Genomic DNA, 20,474 nt, shown 5'->3' with positions numbered 1-20,474 from the left:
GGGGGGGGGGCTTCCTCACAGGTGGTACCTGGCGAATAGCCCCCTCCACCATCCTTCGGATGGTCCCCCTCCCCGTGCCGGGGAGGATAGGTGTGGCTTTCGACTGCGCTCAGGCGGAACGGAGGATGGGGATGGACTGCATTGGCCCATCCCCACCCTCACGACCCCGTGACCGGCCCACCGGCGGCCTGGAACAGCGCGACCGTATCGGTCATCCGCGCCGCCTTGGCCTGGATCAGCTGCGAGCGCGCCTGCGCGTCCGTGGCGGTGGCGTTGAGCAGTTGCAGCGTCCCCACATCGCCCAGCGCCAGCTGACGCCGCGCGAAGGTCAGCGCCTGGCCGGCCGCATTGCTCGCCCGCTGTGCCGCGTCGAGCGCCTGGGCGTCGGTCAACAGGCCGGTCAGCGAGTCTGCGACATTGCCGAACGCCTGGAGCACCGCCGCGCGATACTGTGCCTTGGCGCCCTCCAAAGCCGCCTCCGCCGCCTTTTGCTGGTGGCGTAGCGCATTGGCATGGAACAACGGCTGGGTGATCCCGCCGAGCAGCGCCCAGAAGGGATTGCCGCTCTTGAACATGTCGCCGAAATTCTGCGCCGAGCCGCCGGCATTGGCCGAGAGCTGGATGCTGGGCAGACGCGCGGCGATCGCTGCGCCGACATCGGCACCGGCCCCCTGCAATTGCGCTTCGGCGGCCAGCACGTCGGGGCGGCGATGGACCAGCTCGGACGGTACGATGGCAGGCAGTTCGGTCGGCAGGGTCAGTTGCGACAGGTCCGGCAGCGGCGGCAGGGCCGATCCCGGGGCACGCCCGATCAGCGTCGCGATAATCGTCCGCTGCGCCGCTTCGGCGCGGACCAGCGGGGGCAGGGCGCCCTCGGCTGTCGCGAGTGCGGCCTGTTGCGTCGCCACATCGGAGGCGCCCACCGCGCCCAGTCGTTGCCGCTGTTGCAGCGCGCCCAGGATATCGCGATTGACCTGCACCGCCGTCTGCGCGGCGGCGACCTGTTCGGCGAGGCTCGCCCGTTCGATGAGCGCGGTAACGAGATTGGCGGCGACCGTCATGCGCGCCGCGTCGAGCTGATGCCGCTCCACCTCGGCGCGTGCGGCGGCGGAGCGGACCTGCGCCCGGTTGCCGCCGAACGCATCGACGTCATAGGATACGCTGACCTGCGCGGTGTGCAGCGTGTAGAGTTGCTGGTTCTGGTCGGCGACCGCAGGCGACAGCGCGTTGGACACGCGGGTCCGCTGCGCCTGGTAGTTCAGCCCGCCTTGCGGGAAGAGCAGCGAGCCCCTGGTCGCCCGTGCCTGTTCCTGCGCCTGCCGCAGCGAGGCCTCTGCCACGGCCACATCGTTATTGTGCGCCAGCGCTTCGGCGACCAGCGCGTCGAGTTGGGCATTGCCGAAGGCGTGCCACCATTCGGGCGCGATGGTGGCGGATACCGTCTGCGCCGGGCCGCTGGCCGGGGCGATCACCGGCGCGGGCGCCAGCGGCGGCAGGCTGGCATGCGCGTCCAAGTCATGCGGGCCGACGGCGCACGCGGAGACACAGGCGAGCAGCGGCAGGGTCAGGAAACGCTTCATGCCGGAACCCCAGAGTCGGAGATGGTGTCAGAGGTGCGGGTATCGCCCTGGTCGTCGACCATCGGGTCATGCTTCTTCTTACGCTGCGACAGCGGCAGACGGGTCGAAAAGCGGCTGATGAGCACCGGCAGGACCAGCAGGATCAGCACCGGGGCGAGCGTCATGCCGCCCACCACGACCAGCGCGAGGGGCTTCTGCACCTGGCTGCCGATGCCGTGCGAGAGTGCGGCGGGCAGCAGGCCGATGGCAGCGACGAGACAGGTCATGACGACCGGGCGCAGGCTGTTCTTGACGGTGGTGGCCAGCGCATTCTCACGCGGCGCACCTTCGTCGATCGCATTGTTGAAGGTGGTGACGACCAGGATGCCGTCCATCACCGCGATGCCGAACAGCGCCACGAAGCCGATCGCCGCCGAAATGCTGAACGCCGTGCCGGTCAGGGCCAGGGCCAGCACGCCGCCCACGATCGCCATCGGGATCGCGGAGAAGGCGAGCAGGCTGTCGCGTATCGAGCCGAAGTTCGCATAGAGCAGCAGCAGGATGAGCACGAGGCTGATCGGGACCACGATCTCCAGCCGGGCGATGGCGTTCTTCAGGTTATCCAGCTCGCCCGCCCATTCCAGGTGATAGCCCGGCGGCAGGTGGACATTCTGGTTGATCCGCGCACGGGCCTCCTCGACCGCGCCGCCCAGATCGCGGCCACGCACCGAGAATTTGATCGGCACGTAACGCTCCTGATGCTCGCGGTAGATGAACGAGGCGCCGCTGGTCAGCTTGACGTTGGCGACCTCGGACAGCGGCACCTGGATGGTTCCGTTTCCATCGGGCGACGGCGCCCCGATCGTGATGTTGCGCACCGATTCCAGCGAGTCGCGCTGGGCGGGCTGCAACCGCACGATGATCGGGAAGTGGCGGTCGGTGCCCGGCTCGTAAAGGTCAGCTGTCGACTGGCCGCCGATCGCAGCGGCGACCGTCTGGTTGATGTCGTCGGGCGTCAGGCCGTAACGGGCGGCTTTGGCGCGATCGACATCGATGCGCACGGTCGGCTGGCCCAGGATTTCGAACACGCCGAGATCCTCGATGCCCTTCACCTTGGCCATCTGCGCCTTGATCTGGTTGGCCAGCTTTTCCAGCGTGACGAGATCGGGGCCGAACAGCTTGATCGAGTTGGCGCCCTTCACGCCCGAGGCGGCTTCCTCGACGTTATCCTCGATGATCTGCGAGAAAGAGAAGTCGACGCCGGGATATTTCGCGGCCAGCCGCTTCGACAGTTCGTCGATCAGCTTCTCCTTGGTCATGCCGGACGGCCAGGTGTCGAAGGGCTTCAAGGGCACGAAGAATTCGACGTTGAAGAAGCCGGTCGCGTCGGTACCGTCGTCGGGGCGGCCATGGGCAGACAGGACCGCCGTGGTTTCCGGATAGCTGGCGATGATCTTGCGCACCTCGTTGGTCACCTTCTCGCCCGCCTCCAGGCTGATCGAGGAGGGGAGGGTGGCGCGGATGTACATATTGCCTTCTTCGAGGTGCGGCAGGAACTCGATGCCGAGCGAGCGCACGCCGACCACCGCGAGACCCAGCATCAGCACCGCGCCGCCGATCGTCACGATCTTGTTGCGCAGCGCGAAGGACGCGGCGGGTTCGTAGATGCGGCGCAGCTTGCCGACGATGAAGGTCTCGGTCTCGGCCAGCTTGTCCGGCAGCAGCAGCGTCGAGAGCACCGGCGCGACGGTGAAGGTCGCGAGTAGACCGCCGCTGATCGCATAGGCATAAGTCTTGGCCATCGGGCCGAAGATATGCCCCTCGACGCCGGTCAGGGTGAACAGCGGCAGGAAGCTGGCGATGATGATCGCAGCGGCGAAGAAGATGCCGCGGCTGACCTCGCTCGACGCGCCCAGCACCGCGCCGAAGCGGCTGGCCATGGTGTAGCGGCCCTGACCGTTCTCCGCGGCGGCGGATCGCTCGACCATGTGGCGGAAGATATTCTCCACCATGATGACGCAGGCATCGACCACCAGGCCGAAGTCGAGCGCGCCGACCGACAACAGGTTCGCACTCTCCCCCTGCAACACCAGGATCAGGATCGCGAAGGCCAGCGCAAAGGGGATGGTCGCCGCCACGATGATTGCCGAGCGCAGATTGCCGAGGAACAGCCACTGCAGCGCGAAGATCAGCAGGATGCCCACCACCATGTTTTCCATGACGGTGTGGATGGTCAGGTTGATCAGGTCGGAACGGTCGTAGATTCGCTCCAGATGGACGCCGGGGGGCAGGACGCCGCTGTCGTTGATATTGGCGACCTCGGCCTGGACGGCCTTGATCGTCGGCATCGACTGGGCGCCGCGCTGCATCAGGACGATGCCCTGCACGATGTCGTCGTCATTGTTGTACCCGGCGATGCCCATGCGCGGGGCGTTGCCGATCTTGACGGTCGCCACGTCCTTGATGAGCACGGGGGTACCGCCCGCTTCACCGACCAGCACGTTCTCGATCGCATTCGGCGACTGGATCAGGCCGACGCCGCGCACGATCGCGGCCTGTTCGCCGAAGTTGATCGTCTGGCCGCCGACATTGCCGTCGCTCTTGGACAAGGCCGCCAGCACCTGTGCCACGGTGACGCCGTGGGCGTTCAGCCGGTTCTGATCGATCACCACGTCATAGGCGCGCAGCTTGCCGCCCCAGCCGGTCACGTCGATGACGCCCGGAATCCGCTTGAACCGGCGCTGGAGCACCCAGTCCTGCAGCGTCTTCAGGTCCATCACCGAATAACCCTTGGGCGCGGCGATGCGGTAACGATAGATCTCACCCACCGGTGAGGTCGGCGACAGCGTCGGCTGCGCGCCACCGGCCAGCGGCGGCAGTTGCGACAGGCGGTTGATGACCTGCTGGCGCGCCTGCTCGTTGGTATAGTCGTAGGTGAACTGGATCTTGATGTCCGACAGGCCGAACAGGCTGATCGCGCGGATCGCGGTCAGATGCGGGATGCCCGCCATCTGGACCTCGATCGGGATGGTGACGTTGCGCTCCATCTCCTCGGCCGACAGGCCTTGGGTCTGGGTGATGACCTCGACCATCGGCGGGACCGGGTCGGGATAGGCTTCGATGTTGAGGTTGATGAAGCCGATGACGCCAGCGACGATCATCGCGAAGAACAGGCCGACGATCAGCAGTCGCTGACGCAGCGCAAAGTCGACGATGCGGTTCATTACTCGCCGATCCCCGCTTCGTTGACGAACAGCGCGCCCGAGGTGACGATCTTCTCGCCCGGCTTCAGCCCCGAGGTGATCGTGACCAGGCCGTTGGCGGAGTCGCCGGTCGTCACGTCGCGCGCGACCAGCAGGCCGTCGGGACGCTCGATCCAGACGCGCGCGGTGTCGCCTTCATGGATGACGGCGGCGGCGGGGACGCGGATCGCTTCGCCCGCGTTCAGATGCTGGATCGCGAAGCTGGCGAACATCTGCGGCTTCAGCGCCTTGTCGGGATTGGGGATCGAGGCGCGGACGGGCAGGCGATGGGTCTCGGGGTCGAGCGCGGCACCGACCAGATCGATGGTGGCGTGGAAGACGCGGCCCGGCACGGCGGGCGTCGTCACCTCGACGGGATCGCCGACGCGCACATTCTCGGCATCGCTCTCGGCGACCTGCGCGACCAGCCAGACGCGCGAGGGGTCGGTGATGGTCATCACCGGCTTGTCGCCGCCCTGCGAGACGTACTGACCCGGCGCAACATCGCGCGACGCGACGACACCACTGATCGGCGCGACCAGCGTGGTGATGTCGTGGATGCCCGAACCCTGGCCGGAATGTTCCAGCCGGTTGATCTCACCCTGCGACTTGCCGAGCACGGCCAGCTTGTCGCGCGCGGCGCCCAGCGCCGCGGCGGCGGTGCGCGCGGTCGCCTGTGCGGCGGCGAGGTCGGCCTTGGCCTGCTGATAATCCTTCAGCGCGCCGCCGGCGGTTTCGTAGATCTGCTGCTGGCGGTCGGCATTGCGCTGCGCCGCGACGAGCTGTGCCTGCGCGTTCTGATAGGCCGCCTGGGCCGAGAACAGGCTGGAGCGCGCATCGACGAAGTCGCTGGTCTTGATGAGAAGCAGCGGCTGGCCCTGACGCACCACCTGGCCGGCATCGGCGAGCACCCGTACCACTTGGCCCGCATAGGGCATCAGCACCGGGGTCGAGCGGGTGGCATCGGCCGTGATCGATCCCGTCGCCATCGTCTGGGCACCCGACGCGCCCAGCCCGACCCGTATGGTCGGCATGGCGGCCAATTGCTCCTTCGACAGGCGCAGCGTGCCGGCCGGCGGCGGGGCGGGCGGAACCTCCTCCTTATGGGTCAGTTTGCCGATCAGCGTGATGAGCAGCAGCGCCCCAACCAGCACGGCGGCGGCGATCGCGACCCAGCGCCATTGCTGTGCCGAGGACAGGCGACGGGTTTCGGGTAGCGTTTCGTCGGCAGGGTTGGCGTGCATCGGCTTCTTTCGGCGCGAAGGACTGGAAATTGCGCCGGGCGATAGGGCCAGTGCCCTGACGCACCGCTTACGGAAAACTTACGAGACGTTCATGTTCGGATGTGAGGCGAATGGCGGTGCGTCGCTTGCGCAGGGGGGCAGTCCCGCCGTTTCGGACATGGGCTCAGTGCGGCTGGTCGATGACCGCCCTGTCACGATCCGGGGAACAAGTCCCGCGGTTCGTCGTTGGAATCCAACGGTTCGACAGAAAGAAAAACAAGAGGGGCAGTCCATGGCCAGTCATATGCCACCGCCGCGTATCTCCGACCTGCCACGCGAGGAGCGCCTGGATGCCCTGTATCGCCGTGCGGCCGATGACCGCGCCCGCTATATGGCCATGCGTGCCCGTCGGCCCGGTTTTCTGGATCGTTTCCTACAGCTTTTCTGAGGCTTGGTGCCGCAACCATGATGGCTGCGGCCAGTCCATGTCAGGCGCGACCGCGCCGACGCCGACGTGGTGCGACCGCGTGCATGGGACCGGAGCGGGGGCGGATATGACGATCCCACCGCAAATCGCTGTGGCCAATGGCGACCATGATAATCAGCAACGACGATAGCGCCGATACCGTCAACCAAATCTCCAGTAACGCACCGGCCATGCCATTCCCCGAATATGAATGGCGCCAACGCTTCTGCACCGTATCCGATCCGGTCCCTTTCGCTTCCTGCCGATAATTTACACGAAACGACCTGAGCATTCGCGACCCCGTCGCGCTTTGCCGTGCAACCGCTATAAGCGGGCGCCATGATCCGATCCGATCGACGTTCCTGGCCGCTGGCGATCGGCCTTTCGCTATTGGCGGGCTATGTCGATGCGATCGGTTTTCAGCGGCTGGGCGGTTATTTCGTCTCGTTCATGAGCGGCAACGGCACGATGCTGGCTTTGGGGCTGGTCGCGCCAGGTGGCGCGGCGCACGGCGTCGCGCTGCTGGCGGCGCTGCTGGCGCTGTTCGTCGTCGGGGTGATGCTGGGCACGTTGATCCGCCTGATCCTGCCCCGCGCGGGCCAGCCGGTGGTGCTGGTGCTGGTTGCGATGCTGTTGGCGGGGGCCGCCGCCGTCCAGGGCTGGGCCGGCCTGCTGATGGCGGTCGCGATGGGCGCGGCCAACGCCACCTTCGAGCGCGATGGCGAGGTCAGCATCGGTGTCACCTATATGACCGGGACGCTGGTCAAGATCGGCCAGCATCTGGCGCGGATGGTGGCGGGGCGGACGCGCTGGGCCTGGGTGCCTTACCTGCTGCTGTGGATCGGATTTGTCGCGGGGGCGAGTCTGGGTGCGCTGAGCTATGCGCAATGGGGCGTGGCCGCACTATGGGGTGCGGTGATGGCCGCGCTGGCCGCCGCCGCCGCCGCATGGACCCTGTCGCGCGCCGCCTGACGCGGGAGCGGGGGGCTTTGTCGGCTTTTCTGCGGACCCCGCTTGGATTTCACGACCGAGCAATATAATTACAAGGGTGAGAGTCGGGCATCAGACCCGCGACAGGAGAGAATATGCGCGTGATCGATCATTGGGTCGCTGGCGGACAGACCGCGACCGATGCCTCCGCCACCCGACCCGAGGGCCGTCTGGGCGATGTCTTCGACCCCAATAGCGGCCAGGTACAGGCCCGGGTGATGCTGGGCGATGCCGCGCTGCTCGAACGCGCCGTCGCCGCCGCGCAAGCCGCGCAACCCGGCTGGGCCGCGACCAATCCGCAGCGCCGGGCGCGCGTGATGTTCCGGTTCAAGGAACTGGTCGAGCAGAATATGGACGCGCTCGCCCATCTGCTCTCCTCCGAACATGGCAAGGTGATCGCCGACGCGCGAGGAGACATCCAGCGCGGGCTGGAGGTGATCGAGTTCGCCTGTGGCATTCCGCACGCCTTGAAGGGCGAATATACCCAGGGCGCGGGGCCGGGCATCGACGTCTATTCGATGCGCATGCCGCTGGGCATCGGGGCGGGGATCACCCCGTTCAACTTCCCCGCGATGATCCCGATGTGGATGTTCGGCGTCGCCATCGCCTGCGGCAACGCCTTCATCCTGAAGCCGTCCGAGCGCGACCCCTCGGTTCCCGTCCGCCTCGCCGAACTGCTGCGCGAGGCGGGTGCGCCCGAGGGTATCCTTCAGGTCGTCCACGGCGACAAGGCGATGGTCGATGCGATCCTCGACCACCCGGCGATCAGCGCGGTCAGCTTTGTCGGCTCGTCCGATATCGCCCATTACGTCTATCGGCGCGGGGTGGAGGCGGGCAAGCGGGTCCAGGCGATGGGCGGCGCGAAGAACCATGGCATCGTCATGCCCGACGCCGATCTCGACCAGGTGGTCGCCGACCTGTCGGGCGCGGCCTTCGGCTCGGCGGGCGAGCGGTGCATGGCGCTGCCCGTCGTCGTACCGGTGGGCGACAAGACGGCGGATGCGTTGCGCGAAAAGCTGATCCCCGCGATCGACGCGTTGCGGGTCGGTGTCTCGACCGATGCGCAGGCGCATTACGGTCCGGTCGTCAACGCCGCGCACAAGAAGCGGGTCGAGGACTGGATTCAAACCGGTGTCGACGAGGGCGCGGAACTGGTCGTCGACGGGCGCGGCTTCACGCTCCAGGGGTATGAGGAGGGTTTCTTCATCGGCCCGTCGCTGTTTGACCGGGTCACCCCGAACATGCAGAGCTACAAGGAAGAGATTTTCGGCCCCGTGCTCCAGATCGTCCGCGCGCCCGATTTCGAGACGGCGGTGCGCCTGCCCAGCGAGCACCAGTACGGCAACGGCGTCGCCATCTTCACCCGCAACGGCCACGCCGCGCGCGAGTTCGCGGCCCGCGTCGAAGTCGGCATGGTCGGCATCAACGTGCCGATCCCGGTGCCCGTCGCCTATCACAGCTTCGGTGGTTGGAAGCGCTCAGCCTTCGGCGACGTGAACCAGCACGGCATGGAGGGCGTCCGCTTCTGGACCAAGGTGAAGACGGTGACGCAGCGCTGGCCCGACGGCGCGCCCGATGGCGGTAACGCCTTCGTCATCCCGACCATGGGCTGATCGAGAGACACATGACCCAATTCGACCTGACCGACGAGCAGCGCGAGATCCAGGACCTCGCGCGTCGCTTCACCGCTGACCGGATCACGCCCTTCGCGGCCGAGTGGGACGAGAAGCACATCTTCCCGCGCGACACGATTCGTGAAGCGGCCGAACTCGGCTTCGCGGCGATCTACGTGTCCGAAGAATCCGGCGGCATCGCGCTCGGGCGGCTGGAGGCGGCGCTCATCATGGAGGCGATGGCCTATGGCTGTCCCTCGACCAGCGCGTTCATCTCGATCCACAATATGGCGTCGTGGATGATCGACCGGTTCGGCGATGCGGATGTGAAGGGGCGTTACCTGCCCGACCTCGTCACCATGGACCGCATGGCCAGCTATTGCCTGACCGAGCCGGGCTCGGGCTCCGACGCCGCCGCGCTCAAGACCCGCGCGGTGCGGGACGGCGATCATTATGTGGTCTCGGGCTCCAAGCAATTCATCTCGGGCGGCGGCGAGAATGAGGTGTACGTCACCATGGTCCGCACCGGCGAGGACGGGCCCAAGGGCATTTCCTGCCTCGTGATCGACAAGGACACCCCCGGCGTTTCCTTCGGCGCGAACGAGCGCAAGCTGGGCTGGCATTCACAGCCGACGCGGCAGGTCATGTTCGACAACGTCCGCATTCCCGTCGCCAACCGGCTGGGCGCGGAGGGTGAAGGGTTCCGCATCGCGATGATGGGGCTGGACGGCGGGCGGCTGAACATCGGCGCCTGCTCGCTGGGCGGCGCGCAACGCTGTCTGGACGAGGCGGTCGCGTATGTGAAGGACCGCCGCCAGTTCGGCAAGGCGATCGCCGAGTTCCAGAACACGCAATTCACCCTGGCCGACATGGCGACCGAACTGGAGGCGGCGCGGGCGCTGCTCTATCTCGCCGCCGCCAAGGTGACCGACAACGCGCCCGACAAGACCCGCTTCGCCGCGATGGCCAAGCGGCTGGCGACCGATACCGGATCGTCGGTGGTCGACCGGGCGCTGCAACTCCATGGCGGCTACGGCTATCTGATGGATTACCCGATCGAACGCTTCTGGCGCGATCTGCGCGTGCATTCGATCCTGGAAGGCACCAATCAGGTGATGCGAATGATCGTCGGGCGGGATCTTTTGAAGGACTGACGCCAATCTTTTGGCAACTGGACCCCGGCCTTCGCCGGGGTGGTAGAAGAGAGTAAGAGAGCCGCATGACTGAAGACCTGATCGTCACCCGCGAAGGCCCGGTCGGGCGGCTCCGCCTCAACCGGCCCAAGGCGATCCACGCGCTGACCCGTGAGATGTGCGAGGGGGTACTCGCCGCGCTGGAAGACTGGCGGGCGGACCTCGATGTCGAGGCCATCATCATCGACCATAGCGAAGGTCGCGGCTTCTGTGCGGGCGGCGACATTCGTCTGCTCGCCGAAAGCGGCGCGGGCGACGGTGAGGCGGCGCGCAGTTTCTTCCACGCCGAATACCGGATGAACCACCGGCTGTTCACCTATGCCAAGCCGATCGTGGCGTTCATGGATGGCATCACCATGGGCGGGGGCGTCGGCATTTCCGCGCCCGCCCGCTTCCGCGTCGCGACCGAGAATACGCGGCTGGCCATGCCCGAGACGGGAATCGGCCTGTTCCCCGATGTCGGCGGCGGCTGGTATCTGTCGCGCCTGCCGGGGCGGATGGGAATATTTCTGGCACTGACCGGGCACCGGCTCGACGGGGCCGAGGCCCATGCACTGGGCCTCGCCACCCATTATCTGCCCGCCTCTGCGCTGGAGGAGGCCAAGGCTGCGATTATATCCGCGCCGCAAGAGATCGCGGCAACGCTCGATCGACTCTCCGTGCCAGCGCCCGAGGCGAAGATCATGGCGCACGCTATCGCCATCGACCGGGTGTTCGCCGCCGACACGCTAGAGGAGATCGTCGCTACGCTGGAGGCCGATGGCGGTGAATGGGCGACGCAGCAACTGGCGGTCCTCCGCACCAAGTCGCCACAAGCCTGCAAGGTTTCGCTCCGTCTGCTCCATGAGGGCGCGCTGACCACCGAGTTCGCCGACGAGATGCGCCGCGAATATGGTGTCGCCGCGCATGTGGTGCAGCGTCCCGACTTCATCGAGGGGGTCCGCGCGCTGATCGTCGACAAGGACAACGCCCCGCGCTGGAACCCGGCGACCCCGGAAGGCGTCACCGACACGATGATCGACCATATCTTCGCACCCTTGCCCGAGGGGCAGGCCTGGACCCCGGACGACCGCTGAAGAGGACGCACATGACCGATTACAACACCTTGATCGTCGAGCGCCGCGAGGCGGTGACCTTGGTGACGCTCAACCGGCCGCAGGCGCTGAACGCGCTCAATGCCGAACTGCTGGCCGAGCTGCTGGACGTGATGCGGGCCTATGACGCCGATCCCGAACAGCGCTGTGCCGTGATCACCGGCAGCCCCAAGGCCTTCGCGGCGGGTGCGGACATCAAGGAGATGCAGGAGATGGACTTCGCCGCCATGTATGGCGGCAACCATTTCGCCGGCTGGGACGACTTCACCCGCACCCGGAAACCCATCATCGCGGCGGTGGCGGGCTATGCGCTGGGCGGCGGGTGCGAGCTCGCCATGATGTGCGACTTCATCCTCGCCGCCGACACCGCCAAGTTCGGCCAGCCCGAGATCAAGCTGGGTGTGACGCCCGGCATGGGCGGATCGCAGCGGCTGGCTCATGCGGTCGGCAAGGCCAAGGCGATGGAAATGTGCCTGACCGGCCGGATGATGGATGCCGAGGAAGCTGAGCGCGCGGGCCTCGTCGCGCGGATCATCCCCGCCGCCGATCTTGTCGAGGACGCGCTGAAGACCGCCGCGACCATCGCCGGCATGGCCCCGATCGCGGTGCGCGCGAACAAGGAAATGGTCAACGCCGCCTTCGACATGGGGCTGGCCCAAGGCGTGCAGTTCGAGCGGCGGCTGTTCCACGGCCTGTTCGGCTCGGCCGACCAGAAGGAAGGCATGGCCGCGTTCGTCGAGAAGCGCGCGCCCAACTGGACCGGGAAATAACCCGGCCCCGCAATCAACGACGTTAGGAGAGACAGGATGGCGCGGATCGCCTTTATCGGCCTGGGCAATATGGGCGGCGGCATGGCCGCCAATCTGGCGAAGGCGGGGCATGACGTCCGCGCCTTCGACTTGTCGGCGGATGCGCTGGCGGCGGCGAAGGCGGCCGGATGTCTGCCCGTCGACAGTGCGATCGCGGCGATGGATGGGGTCGAGGCGGTCGTGACCATGCTGCCCGCCGGAACCCATGTCGAGCGCGTCTATGCCGATGCGGTCTTCGCCGCCGCGCCGCCCTCGGCCATCCTGATCGACTGCTCGACCATCGATGTCGCCACCGCGCGCCGCGTGGCGGAGGCGGCGGGAGGAAAGGGCATGATGGCGGTCGACGCGCCCGTCTCGGGCGGGATCGCCGCGGCCAAGGCGGGGACGCTGACCTTCATGGTCGGTGGCCCGCAAGAGGCGTTCGAGCGTGCCGAGCCCTTCCTGTCGGCGATGGGCCAGGCGGTAATCCATGCCGGGGCGAACGGCGCGGGGCAGGCGGCCAAGATCTGCAACAACATGCTGCTCGGCGCGACGATGATCGCGACCTGCGAAGCCTTCGTGCTGGCGGAGAAGCTGGGGCTGGAGGCGCAGACCTTTTACGACATCGCCTCGGTCTCGTCGGGGCAGAGCTGGTCGATGACCAAATATTGCCCGGTGCCCGGCGTCGGGCCGGAGACGCCCGCCGATCACGACTATCAGGGCGGCTTCGCGGCGGCGCTGATGCTCAAGGATCTGAAGCTGGCGATGGAGGCCGCGCGCGATACGGGCGCGACCACGCCGATGGGCGAGCGGGCGGCGGAGCTTTACGCGGCTTTCGTCGGCGAGGGGCAACCGCCGGTGGACTTTTCCGGGATCATCCGCACGCTGCGGTAATCCCCAGCCCACCGGGGCGATTGGCAAAAATCCCCCACCGCCTTTTCCCACCCGCCAATGCGGCCTAAAGCCCGGTGGGTGATGGAAATACCCGCCCCCCTTCGCCTGCGCATCGACCGCGATGCGCTCCAATCCAACTGGCAGGCGCTCGATCGGCTGAGTGGGACAGCGGCTTGCGGTGCGGCGGTGAAGGCCAATGGCTATGGCTTGGGTGCGACCCTCGTCGCCAAGGCCCTGGCTGAGGCGGGATGTCGCGACTTCTTCGTCGCCAATTGGGCCGAGGCGCTGGCGCTGGCGCCGCTGGGCCTGACCGTATCGGTGCTGCACGGCCTGCGCGCTGACGATGTCGAGGTGGCCCGCGCCGGCTTTGCTCGCCCTGTCCTGAGCACGCCCGAACAGATTGCGCGCTGGCGCGACAGCGGCGGCGGCCTGTGCGACGTGATGGTCGACACGGGCATGAACCGGCTGGGCGTGTCGGTCGAGGCCGTGACGGGGGGATTGCTCGATGGCTTGCAGATCGAGACGCTGCTTAGCCATCTGGCCTGCGCCGACGAAGACGTGCCGATGAACGCACGGCAGCAGGCGGCCTTTGCCGGCCTCAAGGGGCAGACCGGCGCGCGGCGAATGAGCCTGGCCAATTCCGCCGGCATCGGCCTGGGCGCGGACTATCGTTTCGATCTGACCCGGCCGGGCTTGGCCCTCTATGGAGGCGTGCCGCGCCCCGACATGGCGCAGCATCTGCGTCAGGTCGCTTGGCCCGAGGCACAGATCCTGCAACGCCGTCACGTTCCCGCTGGTGAGACGGTCGGCTACAACGCCACCTGGACCGCGCCCGCCGATACCGAGGTGGCGATCCTCAACCTGGGCTATGCCGATGGCTATCGCCGTGCCTTGTCTGGGCTAGGTGCGGCAGTGGTGGATGGGGTGAAATTGCCGGTGCTCGGCCGCGTATCGATGGATTTGCTCGCGATTAATGTCACCGCGCGGGCCGATCTGGCCGAGGGCGATTGGCTGAGCATGGACTACGACCTCGCCGCCGCCTCCGCCGCCTCGGGCGTGTCGCAATATGAATTGCTGACCGGCCTCGCCCAACGCTTCGCGCGGGGATAAAAAAAGGGCCTTCCCGAAGGAAGGCCCCGATCCTCAACTATAGGATCAGTATTTTACGGCTGCCGTAATGGCAAAGCGGCGTCCAAAAGCGTCGTTGACGACGCCGGGTATGTAATACCCGTAATAACGCTGGCTGATCCGGTCCGTCAGGTTCGTCGCGGTGAGACTCAACGTGAAGCGATCCGTCACGTCGAAGAATATATTTGCGTCGACAGTGATGAAGTCCTTGTACTTATCGAATTCACGCGTGTCGTTGGGGTTAGGCCCGCGATTGAAGCGCGAGGTCAATTGCTGGCCGGTATAGTTGACGAAGGTGCTGAAACCCCAGCTGTCGGTACGATAGCGAAAACGCGCCTGCCCCTGGAACTGCGGATCGCTGATCGTGCCGTCGGTCCGTGCGGGAGCGACACCCGTCACGTCATTCAGGCGCTTGCCCTGGAAGTACACATCGCCACCGATGATTAGCGTACCGGGCAACTTCAGGCCATTAAGACGTGTGCGATACTCCAGCACGGCCTGCAGACCTTCGAAGTCGTATCGGACGCCGTTGACATATCCTGCATTGACCGCTGGGCTAGCCGGATCGGAAATGACCTGTCCCGCCGCGTCGCGACGGATCAGCGAACAGAACGCATTGCCATTGGCGGGGTCGTCGGCGTTGAACGATGCGTTGTCGAAGCATGCCGAACCGATCTGTGCGACGGTCAGGCTCGAGATCGGCTTGCGCAGCTTGATGTTTAGGTAATCGACCGAAAAGGTCAGGCCTGGCACGAAGCGCGGCTGGAGAACCACACCGAGTTCGTAGCTGTTGGCCTCTTCATTCTGCAGACTCGGGTTGCCACCGGAACGCCCCGGAACCGTGGCTGATGCCGCCGCGAGAGGCGTGGCGGTCGGATAACGTGCCAAGAAGGCGGTGCAGTTCCGATTGCGGATATCCGGCACCGGCCCGGCATTCCGGTTGGCAGGCGAGCAGTAATCCGTGACAGTTGTGAAGGTGTTGGTAATAGGAGAAAACAGCTCCACAACCGACGGCGCGCGGAACGACCTAGTGAAATTGCCGCGGAACCGAATGTCACGGATCGGTTGAATGCTGCCACCCGCCGACCATGAGAAAAAGTTGCCGTTAACGGTATTGTTGACATAGCGCCCGCGGGCAAAGACGTCAGCATTGTAAATGACGAAGTTATTATTTGGCGAAATGAGTGGGACCAGTACTTCGCCGAAAACTTCATTTAGTGTGTACTTGCCGGACACTGGAGCGATCGCGACCGAACGACCCAGTCCCTGTTGCTGGAAGGCATCAGGCGTGAAGCTCGCCTTTTCCTGACGATGCTCGAAACCCGCGTTGAAGCCGACCGGGTTGCCGAAGATATCGAAAGGTGAACCGCCGAAATTGGCGTTCAGAACGAACTGCTCGAACCGGCTGGTCGCCGAAACATCCTGAATGACATAATCGAGCGCCTCACGGGATGCTACGCCTTGGCCGAACAGGTTGAGTGGGCGGCACGCCGCATCGGCGACCGGGCGGAAGCCTGGCGTCGCAAGCACAGTTGGGGTGGTCGTGCAGACGATTTCACCCGCCGCATTTCGCCCGACATTGACCGCATTGATGAAGTTCTGCTGATTGATAGCCTGATTGTAATCGACGAAATCGTTGCGACCATAGGTCACCGCAATTTCGGCCTGATAGTCGCGGCCGCCCAGCTTGAATTCGCTGGAGGCACCCAAGACGCCGCGGTACAGATCGTTCTCGGAATAGCCGGTGATATCGGCCAAATCCAGATTGGCGCGGCTCAGGCGGAAGGTCGAATAGCCCGCCTGGGTCAGCGTCTGGCGCGCCTGTGCAGTCAGGAAGGGATTGTCCACGCTGAAGTTCAGGGCGCTGCTCACGCCGCCAAAGAGCGAGGAGTTGAACGTCGGCTGTCGCAGAAGCTGGTCGCCGCGGCCATGGTAATACATGCCTTCGGCAAACAGCTTGACCTCTTCAGTCAATTCGAAATTGGCAAAGATGTCAGCAGCGATACGCTTCTGGTCACCGGTGATTTGGGTCACGTCGCTAAAGCGGAAGCCATCCTTCGTGCTTGAAGAACGCGCAGCGCTACCGGTGATCGGCGGTGCCGTGGTCGATCCCTGGAAGACGATACCAGAATTGAAGGGCACAAGATTGCCGAACTGATCGAACTGGCGGGCATAATCGAGCGAGCGCAGGCTGGTCGCTCCAGCCGGTGCTATGATCAGGCCGCCATAGGCCATCGATGCGATGCTCAAATCCCGTACCAGGAGGGAACCTGGGAAGCCGTCCGTCGTCGAGTTATTGAACCCGATATTCGGATTGGCCCGCCCGTCGTTACCGGGTGTCCGTCCGGCGGGCCCAAAACGGGCGGCTTCCGCCGACGTCGGATTCTGCAGGAAGCCCAGATTGTCGCGATAGAAGTCACGATCGTTCTGAACCATGCCCTTCACGGTCTCGTACATGCCCGCGATAGTGATGTTGCCCCGCCCATCCGCGAAATCACGACCGGCGATCGCAGACAGGTTGATGCGCTGATTGTCGCCACGCTCGGTGATGCCCGTCGTCGCGCGCGCTTCCAGGCCGTTGAAGCGATTGCGCAACTTGATGTTCACCGTGCCGGCGATCGCATCCGAACCATAAATGGGCGCGCCACCGACCCCGACGCGGTCCACCGAGTCGATGATGATCGCGGGAAGTATGTTGAGGTCGACCTGGGTGCCGCCCGAGGCATTGCCGAAAACCGAGGCGACGTTCGAGGTAACGACACGACGACCGTTGACCAAGGTCAACGTCCGGTTCGTCCCCAGGCCATAGGCGTTGACGAAGTTCACACCCTGGCCAAACGACCCTTGGGTGCCGTTCGGTGTGACGCTCCCGCGAAAGCCCGGAATCTCATTCAAAGCGTCGGCCACGTTGGTAAGGTTACGGGCCTCCAGATAGTCACTGCCGATCGTGACGATGGGTTCCTGCGATACGGTGTTGGGCAGACGAATGCGCGTGCCGGTGACCGTTACTTCGCTATTTTCGGACGGACCCGACTGCTCTTCCGTCGGGCGTTCGGATTCCTGCTCTACGGGCGCAGTTTGCGCCGATGCTTCAAGCGACCAGACACACAGCGACCCGACAATCGCCGATGCCCTCAACAATGCGCGCGTCTTCATTTTCTACCCCTTTATGACGGATCTTTTATGTCCGTTCATCGCAGGGAAAGAAATTTCTCGCGGGAAAACAAGCGGTGGCGGAACTTAGGTTAAAATTTGTGTCACCATAGTTGCAGGGATGTGACAGCTTCGACACATCCCTGCAATCTAACCATTAATCGCGAAATTTTCGAAAAGTGGCATGTTTATCGCTCAACACACATGGCGATTCCCATGCCGCCGCCGATGCACAAAGTGGCCAGCCCCTTCTTCGCGTCGCGCTTCTGCATTTCGTAGATCAGAGTCGTCAGCACCCGCGCACCGCTGGCGCCGATCGGGTGGCCGAGCGCGATCGCGCCGCCGTTGACGTTGACCTTGTCGGGGTCGAAGCCCAGTTCCTTGCCCACCGACAGGGCCTGAGCCGCGAACGCCTCGTTTGCTTCGATCAGGTCGAGGTCGCCGACGGTCCAGCCCGCCTTTTCGAGCGCGCGCTTGGTGGCGGGGACGGGGCCGATTCCCATCACCGACGGGTCGACGCCCGCCGAGGCCCAGCTCTTGATCGTCGCCAGCACGGTCGCGCCGCGCTTGTCGGCTTCCTCGCGGCTCATCAGCACAAGCGCGGCGGCGCCGTCGTTGAGGCCCGAGGCGTTGGCGGCGGTGACGGTGCCGTCCTTCTTGAAGGCGGGGCGAACGCCCGACACGGCTTCGAGGGTCGCGCCGGCGCGGATATATTCGTCATCGGCGATGATGGTTTCGCCCTTGCGGCCCTTGATGGTGACGGGAGCGATCTCGTCCTTGAAGCGGCCCTCGCCGCGCGCCTTTTCGGCCAGGTTCTGCGAGCGGACGGCGAACTGATCCTGCTCGTCGCGGGTCACCTGATACTGCTCGGCCAGATTCTCGGCGGTGATGCCCATGTGATAGCCGTTGAAGGCGTCGGTCAGGCCGTCATGGACCATGGTGTCGACCATGGTCAGCGGGCCCATTTTGGTGCCGCCGCGCATCGTCTGCGCATGGGGCGACAGCGACATGGATTCCTGGCCGCCCGCGACGACGATGGTCGCGTCGCCATTGGCGATCGCCTGCATGCCGAGCGCCACGGCGCGGAGCCCCGAACCGCAGACCTGGTTGACGCCGTAGGCAGGCACTTCCTTTGGGATGCCCGCCGCCATCGACGCCTGGCGTGCCGGGTTCTGGCCTTGCGCGGCGGTCAGCACCTGGCCGAGAATGACCTCGGACACGTCCTCGCCCTTGATGCCCGCCTGTTCCAGTGCGGCGGTGATCGCCACCCGGCCCAGCTCATGCGCGGGCGTAGCGGCAAAGGCGCCCAGGAAGCTGCCTACGGGGGTGCGCTTGGCGGCGGTAATGACGATCTCGGTCATGAAGGCTCCTTTAGGTTCGCGTCTATCTAGGTGTTGGGAGGGCGGTGATCCAGTCGGCGAGCGGCTGCCAGAGCTGCTGCTCTGCACGGCCGCCGACGACCATGCCGACATGGCCCGTGCCCCCCGCTCGCCGGTCGGGCAGGCCGATGGCGGTGGCGGCGGGGACGATGCGGTCGGCGGTGGCGACGAACTCGATGCTAGGGGCGTCGCATTGCGACGGTGTGACAATCTGCCCGCCGACCCGCCATCGTCCCTGGCCGGGGCGATCCTCGGCGATCAACTGCTCGAACAGTTCGAGGCCGAAGGCATGGGGCAGGGGGGCGCCCTGATTGGCCCAATCCTCCAGTCGGATGAAGCGGCGGGCTGCCTCGCTGCGCGGATCGAGATCGGCAAAGGCGGCATATTTGGCGATGGTGCGTGCCGGATCCAGCCGCCAGAAGCCGGCTTGCAGCGCCTCCATCGGGACAAGACCCAGCGCCTCGGAGGTCGGCTTGATCGCCGCCCATTGCGCGGCCATCGCGGCGCGGGCCTCGTCGCCATAGCCCGAGAATTGCCAAGGCGTGGCGATGGCGGCGAGCCCGGCGACCTTGCTTCGCGCCGCCGCCGCCATGGCGAGCGTGCCGCCCAGGCAATAGCCGACCAATATGGGCGGTTCCGGGAAGGTGGCGATCAGTGGCAGCAGGAAGCGCTCGACATGGCCGGCGACATCGATCGCGCGATCTTTGGCACCCGGCGTGCCCCAGTCGATCAGCCAGGGATGGAAACCCTGTCCGCGCAGCCAGCGGATCAGCGAGCGGTCGCGCGACAGGTCGAGGATCGCGGGCGGGTTGATGAGTGAGGGGATGAACAGGACGGGCCGCCCTTCACCCCCGGCATCGCGCAACCTTACTCGGCCGCGCCGCCGCCGCACGGGGAGCGCGCGCATAGGCCGTTCTCGCCTGGCCTGTTGAAAGCGGCGCAATCCTTCCATCGCGGCTTGCGCCAGATCGGGATTTTCTGCGGCCTCGCTGCGCAACATCGCCAGGAACAGCGGCAAGGGGCGCGGACCATGTTGCGATGCGAAATCCATGGCGTTAGGCTACACCAAAATCAGGAAAGGCGGGGGTTCATGAAGAAGCAGGCGGCGGACGGCATTGTGATCGTCAAGAAATACGCGAACCGGCGGCTCTACAACACCGAAACTTCCTCCTACATCACGCTCGATCATCTGGCGGCGATGATCCGGGCGGGGCGCGACTTCAAGGTGGTCGACGCCAAGACCGACGAGGACATCACTCATAATGTCCTGACCCAGATCATCATGGAAGAGGAAAGCCGGGGCGAGACGATGCTGCCGGTGAATTTCCTGCGCCAGTTGATCTCGATGTACGGCGATTCAATGCAGGCGATGGTGCCCGGCTATCTGGAGGCGTCGATGGACAGCTTCCGCCGCAACCAGGAACAGTTCAAGTCCGCGGTCGAGGGTGCGTTCGCCAACACGCCGTTCGCCGATCTCGCCAAGCGCAACCTGGCGATGTTCGAGGCGGCGACGCAGGGGTTCAAGCCGGGGGCAGTCACGCCCGCACCGACCCCGACGCCCGCGCCGGCGGCCGGCAAGGATGACGAGATGGCCGCGCTCAAGGCCGAACTCGCCGCGCTGAAGGATAAGATCGAGAAGCTGGGGGAGTAGCCCCCGACATCCTGCTAATCCCAACCACCGTTCAGCCTGAGCGAAGTCGAAGGCCACGCAAGATCCTCCCCGATACGGGGAGGTGGCAGGGCGTCAGCCCT

15 protein-coding genes are annotated in these 20,474 nt (G+C 65.6%); 9 read left to right on the top strand and 6 right to left on the bottom strand.

Translation table 11 applies throughout. From position 1 onward, the window contains the following. Nucleotides 1-158 precede the first annotated feature (158 nt). Genes SP6_RS06810 through SP6_RS06800 form a run of 3 tightly spaced genes read right to left on the bottom strand, consistent with a single transcriptional unit; the run spans nucleotide 159 to nucleotide 6,045 of the window. Nucleotides 159-1,580, bottom strand: a complete 1,422-nt coding sequence (locus SP6_RS06810) for an efflux transporter outer membrane subunit (protein ID WP_007403786.1) — start codon at nucleotides 1,578-1,580, stop codon at nucleotides 159-161. Further along, complete coding sequence (locus SP6_RS06805) at nucleotides 1,577-4,783, bottom strand: efflux RND transporter permease subunit (protein WP_007403921.1); 3,207 nt, start codon at nucleotides 4,781-4,783, stop codon at nucleotides 1,577-1,579. The genes SP6_RS06810 and SP6_RS06805 overlap by 4 nt, the downstream gene beginning before the upstream one ends. After that, on the bottom strand, nucleotides 4,783-6,045 hold the full coding sequence (locus SP6_RS06800; RefSeq protein ID WP_007403707.1) for an efflux RND transporter periplasmic adaptor subunit: 1,263 nt from the start codon (nucleotides 6,043-6,045) through the stop codon (nucleotides 4,783-4,785). The genes SP6_RS06805 and SP6_RS06800 overlap by 1 nt, the downstream gene beginning before the upstream one ends. A 271-nt stretch (nucleotides 6,046-6,316) precedes the next feature. Between SP6_RS06800 and SP6_RS20845 the strand changes: the two genes are divergently transcribed. The 8 genes from SP6_RS20845 to alr all read left to right on the top strand — a co-directional run bounded on the left by SP6_RS20845 (nucleotide 6,317) and on the right by alr (nucleotide 14,172). Beyond that, complete coding sequence (locus SP6_RS20845) at nucleotides 6,317-6,472, top strand: hypothetical protein (RefSeq protein WP_007403840.1); 156 nt, start codon at nucleotides 6,317-6,319, stop codon at nucleotides 6,470-6,472. Nucleotides 6,473-6,829: 357 nt separating this feature from the next. Further along, nucleotides 6,830-7,462 carry a YoaK family protein gene (locus tag SP6_RS06795; RefSeq protein ID WP_007403685.1) on the top strand — a complete coding sequence of 211 codons (633 nt, stop codon included), beginning with the start codon at nucleotides 6,830-6,832 and terminating at the stop codon, nucleotides 7,460-7,462. Between the two features lie 113 nt (nucleotides 7,463-7,575). Continuing rightward, entirely contained in the window at nucleotides 7,576-9,093 is a 1,518-nt protein-coding gene (locus tag SP6_RS06790) for a CoA-acylating methylmalonate-semialdehyde dehydrogenase (RefSeq protein ID WP_007403644.1), read from the top strand. An 11-nt stretch (nucleotides 9,094-9,104) separates the two neighbouring features. Next, entirely contained in the window at nucleotides 9,105-10,247 is a 1,143-nt protein-coding gene (locus SP6_RS06785) for an acyl-CoA dehydrogenase family protein (RefSeq protein ID WP_007403752.1), read from the top strand. A 65-nt stretch (nucleotides 10,248-10,312) separates the two neighbouring features. After that, a complete protein-coding gene (locus tag SP6_RS06780) occupies nucleotides 10,313-11,362 on the top strand; it encodes an enoyl-CoA hydratase/isomerase family protein (protein ID WP_007403852.1) in 1,050 nt (349 codons plus the stop codon). A gap of 11 nt (nucleotides 11,363-11,373) precedes the next feature. Continuing rightward, nucleotides 11,374-12,150, top strand: a complete 777-nt coding sequence (locus SP6_RS06775) for an enoyl-CoA hydratase (protein ID WP_007403772.1) — start codon at nucleotides 11,374-11,376, stop codon at nucleotides 12,148-12,150. Between the two features lie 36 nt (nucleotides 12,151-12,186). Further along, nucleotides 12,187-13,062 (top strand): 3-hydroxyisobutyrate dehydrogenase, encoded by an 876-nt coding sequence (mmsB, locus tag SP6_RS06770; protein WP_007403828.1) that lies wholly within the window; start codon nucleotides 12,187-12,189, stop codon nucleotides 13,060-13,062. Nucleotides 13,063-13,143: 81 nt separating this feature from the next. Continuing rightward, nucleotides 13,144-14,172, top strand: a complete 1,029-nt coding sequence (gene alr / locus SP6_RS06765; protein WP_007403796.1) for an alanine racemase — start codon at nucleotides 13,144-13,146, stop codon at nucleotides 14,170-14,172. A gap of 45 nt (nucleotides 14,173-14,217) precedes the next feature. Here the strand turns inward: alr and SP6_RS06760 are convergent, their stop codons facing one another. The 3 genes from SP6_RS06760 to SP6_RS06750 form a co-directional block, all read right to left on the bottom strand. Then, on the bottom strand, nucleotides 14,218-17,346 hold the full coding sequence (locus SP6_RS06760) for a TonB-dependent receptor (RefSeq protein ID WP_007403677.1): 3,129 nt from the start codon (nucleotides 17,344-17,346) through the stop codon (nucleotides 14,218-14,220). Nucleotides 17,347-17,531: 185 nt separating this feature from the next. Then, the gene (locus SP6_RS06755; RefSeq protein WP_007403792.1) at nucleotides 17,532-18,704 is read right to left on the bottom strand and encodes an acetyl-CoA C-acetyltransferase; all 1,173 of its coding nucleotides are present in this window, start codon (nucleotides 18,702-18,704) and stop codon (nucleotides 17,532-17,534) included. Nucleotides 18,705-18,726: 22 nt separating this feature from the next. Next, nucleotides 18,727-19,773 carry an alpha/beta fold hydrolase gene (locus SP6_RS06750; protein WP_007403819.1) on the bottom strand — a complete coding sequence of 349 codons (1,047 nt, stop codon included), beginning with the start codon at nucleotides 19,771-19,773 and terminating at the stop codon, nucleotides 18,727-18,729. 39 nt (nucleotides 19,774-19,812) lie between these two features. Here SP6_RS06750 and phaR point away from each other — a divergent pair, with 39 nt between their 5' ends. Then, the gene (gene phaR / locus SP6_RS06745) at nucleotides 19,813-20,373 is read left to right on the top strand and encodes a polyhydroxyalkanoate synthesis repressor PhaR (protein WP_007403740.1); all 561 of its coding nucleotides are present in this window, start codon (nucleotides 19,813-19,815) and stop codon (nucleotides 20,371-20,373) included. Nucleotides 20,374-20,474: the final 101 nt, after the last annotated feature.

It is taken from the genome of Sphingomonas paucimobilis NBRC 13935, from assembly GCF_000739895.2.
GTDB classification, from domain to species: Bacteria; Pseudomonadota; Alphaproteobacteria; order Sphingomonadales; family Sphingomonadaceae; genus Sphingomonas; species Sphingomonas paucimobilis.
The sequence above is the reverse complement of the archived record's forward strand: the minus strand, read 5'-3'. Positions and strand labels throughout refer to the sequence as shown.

Coding starts and splice junctions, on each gene's coding strand:
- SP6_RS06810 (WP_007403786.1), bottom strand. CDS start 1,580: ATGAAGCGTTTCCTGACCCTGCCGCTGCTCGCCTGTGTCTCCGCGTGC.
- SP6_RS06805 (WP_007403921.1), bottom strand. CDS start 4,783: ATGAACCGCATCGTCGACTTTGCGCTGCGTCAGCGACTGCTGATCGTC.
- SP6_RS06800 (WP_007403707.1), bottom strand. CDS start 6,045: ATGCACGCCAACCCTGCCGACGAAACGCTACCCGAAACCCGTCGCCTG.
- SP6_RS20845 (WP_007403840.1), top strand. CDS start 6,317: ATGGCCAGTCATATGCCACCGCCGCGTATCTCCGACCTGCCACGCGAG.
- SP6_RS06795 (WP_007403685.1), top strand. CDS start 6,830: ATGATCCGATCCGATCGACGTTCCTGGCCGCTGGCGATCGGCCTTTCG.
- SP6_RS06790 (WP_007403644.1), top strand. CDS start 7,576: ATGCGCGTGATCGATCATTGGGTCGCTGGCGGACAGACCGCGACCGAT.
- SP6_RS06785 (WP_007403752.1), top strand. CDS start 9,105: ATGACCCAATTCGACCTGACCGACGAGCAGCGCGAGATCCAGGACCTC.
- SP6_RS06780 (WP_007403852.1), top strand. CDS start 10,313: ATGACTGAAGACCTGATCGTCACCCGCGAAGGCCCGGTCGGGCGGCTC.
- SP6_RS06775 (WP_007403772.1), top strand. CDS start 11,374: ATGACCGATTACAACACCTTGATCGTCGAGCGCCGCGAGGCGGTGACC.
- mmsB (WP_007403828.1), top strand. CDS start 12,187: ATGGCGCGGATCGCCTTTATCGGCCTGGGCAATATGGGCGGCGGCATG.
- alr (WP_007403796.1), top strand. CDS start 13,144: ATGGAAATACCCGCCCCCCTTCGCCTGCGCATCGACCGCGATGCGCTC.
- SP6_RS06760 (WP_007403677.1), bottom strand. CDS start 17,346: ATGAAGACGCGCGCATTGTTGAGGGCATCGGCGATTGTCGGGTCGCTG.
- SP6_RS06755 (WP_007403792.1), bottom strand. CDS start 18,704: ATGACCGAGATCGTCATTACCGCCGCCAAGCGCACCCCCGTAGGCAGC.
- SP6_RS06750 (WP_007403819.1), bottom strand. CDS start 19,773: ATGGATTTCGCATCGCAACATGGTCCGCGCCCCTTGCCGCTGTTCCTG.
- phaR (WP_007403740.1), top strand. CDS start 19,813: ATGAAGAAGCAGGCGGCGGACGGCATTGTGATCGTCAAGAAATACGCG.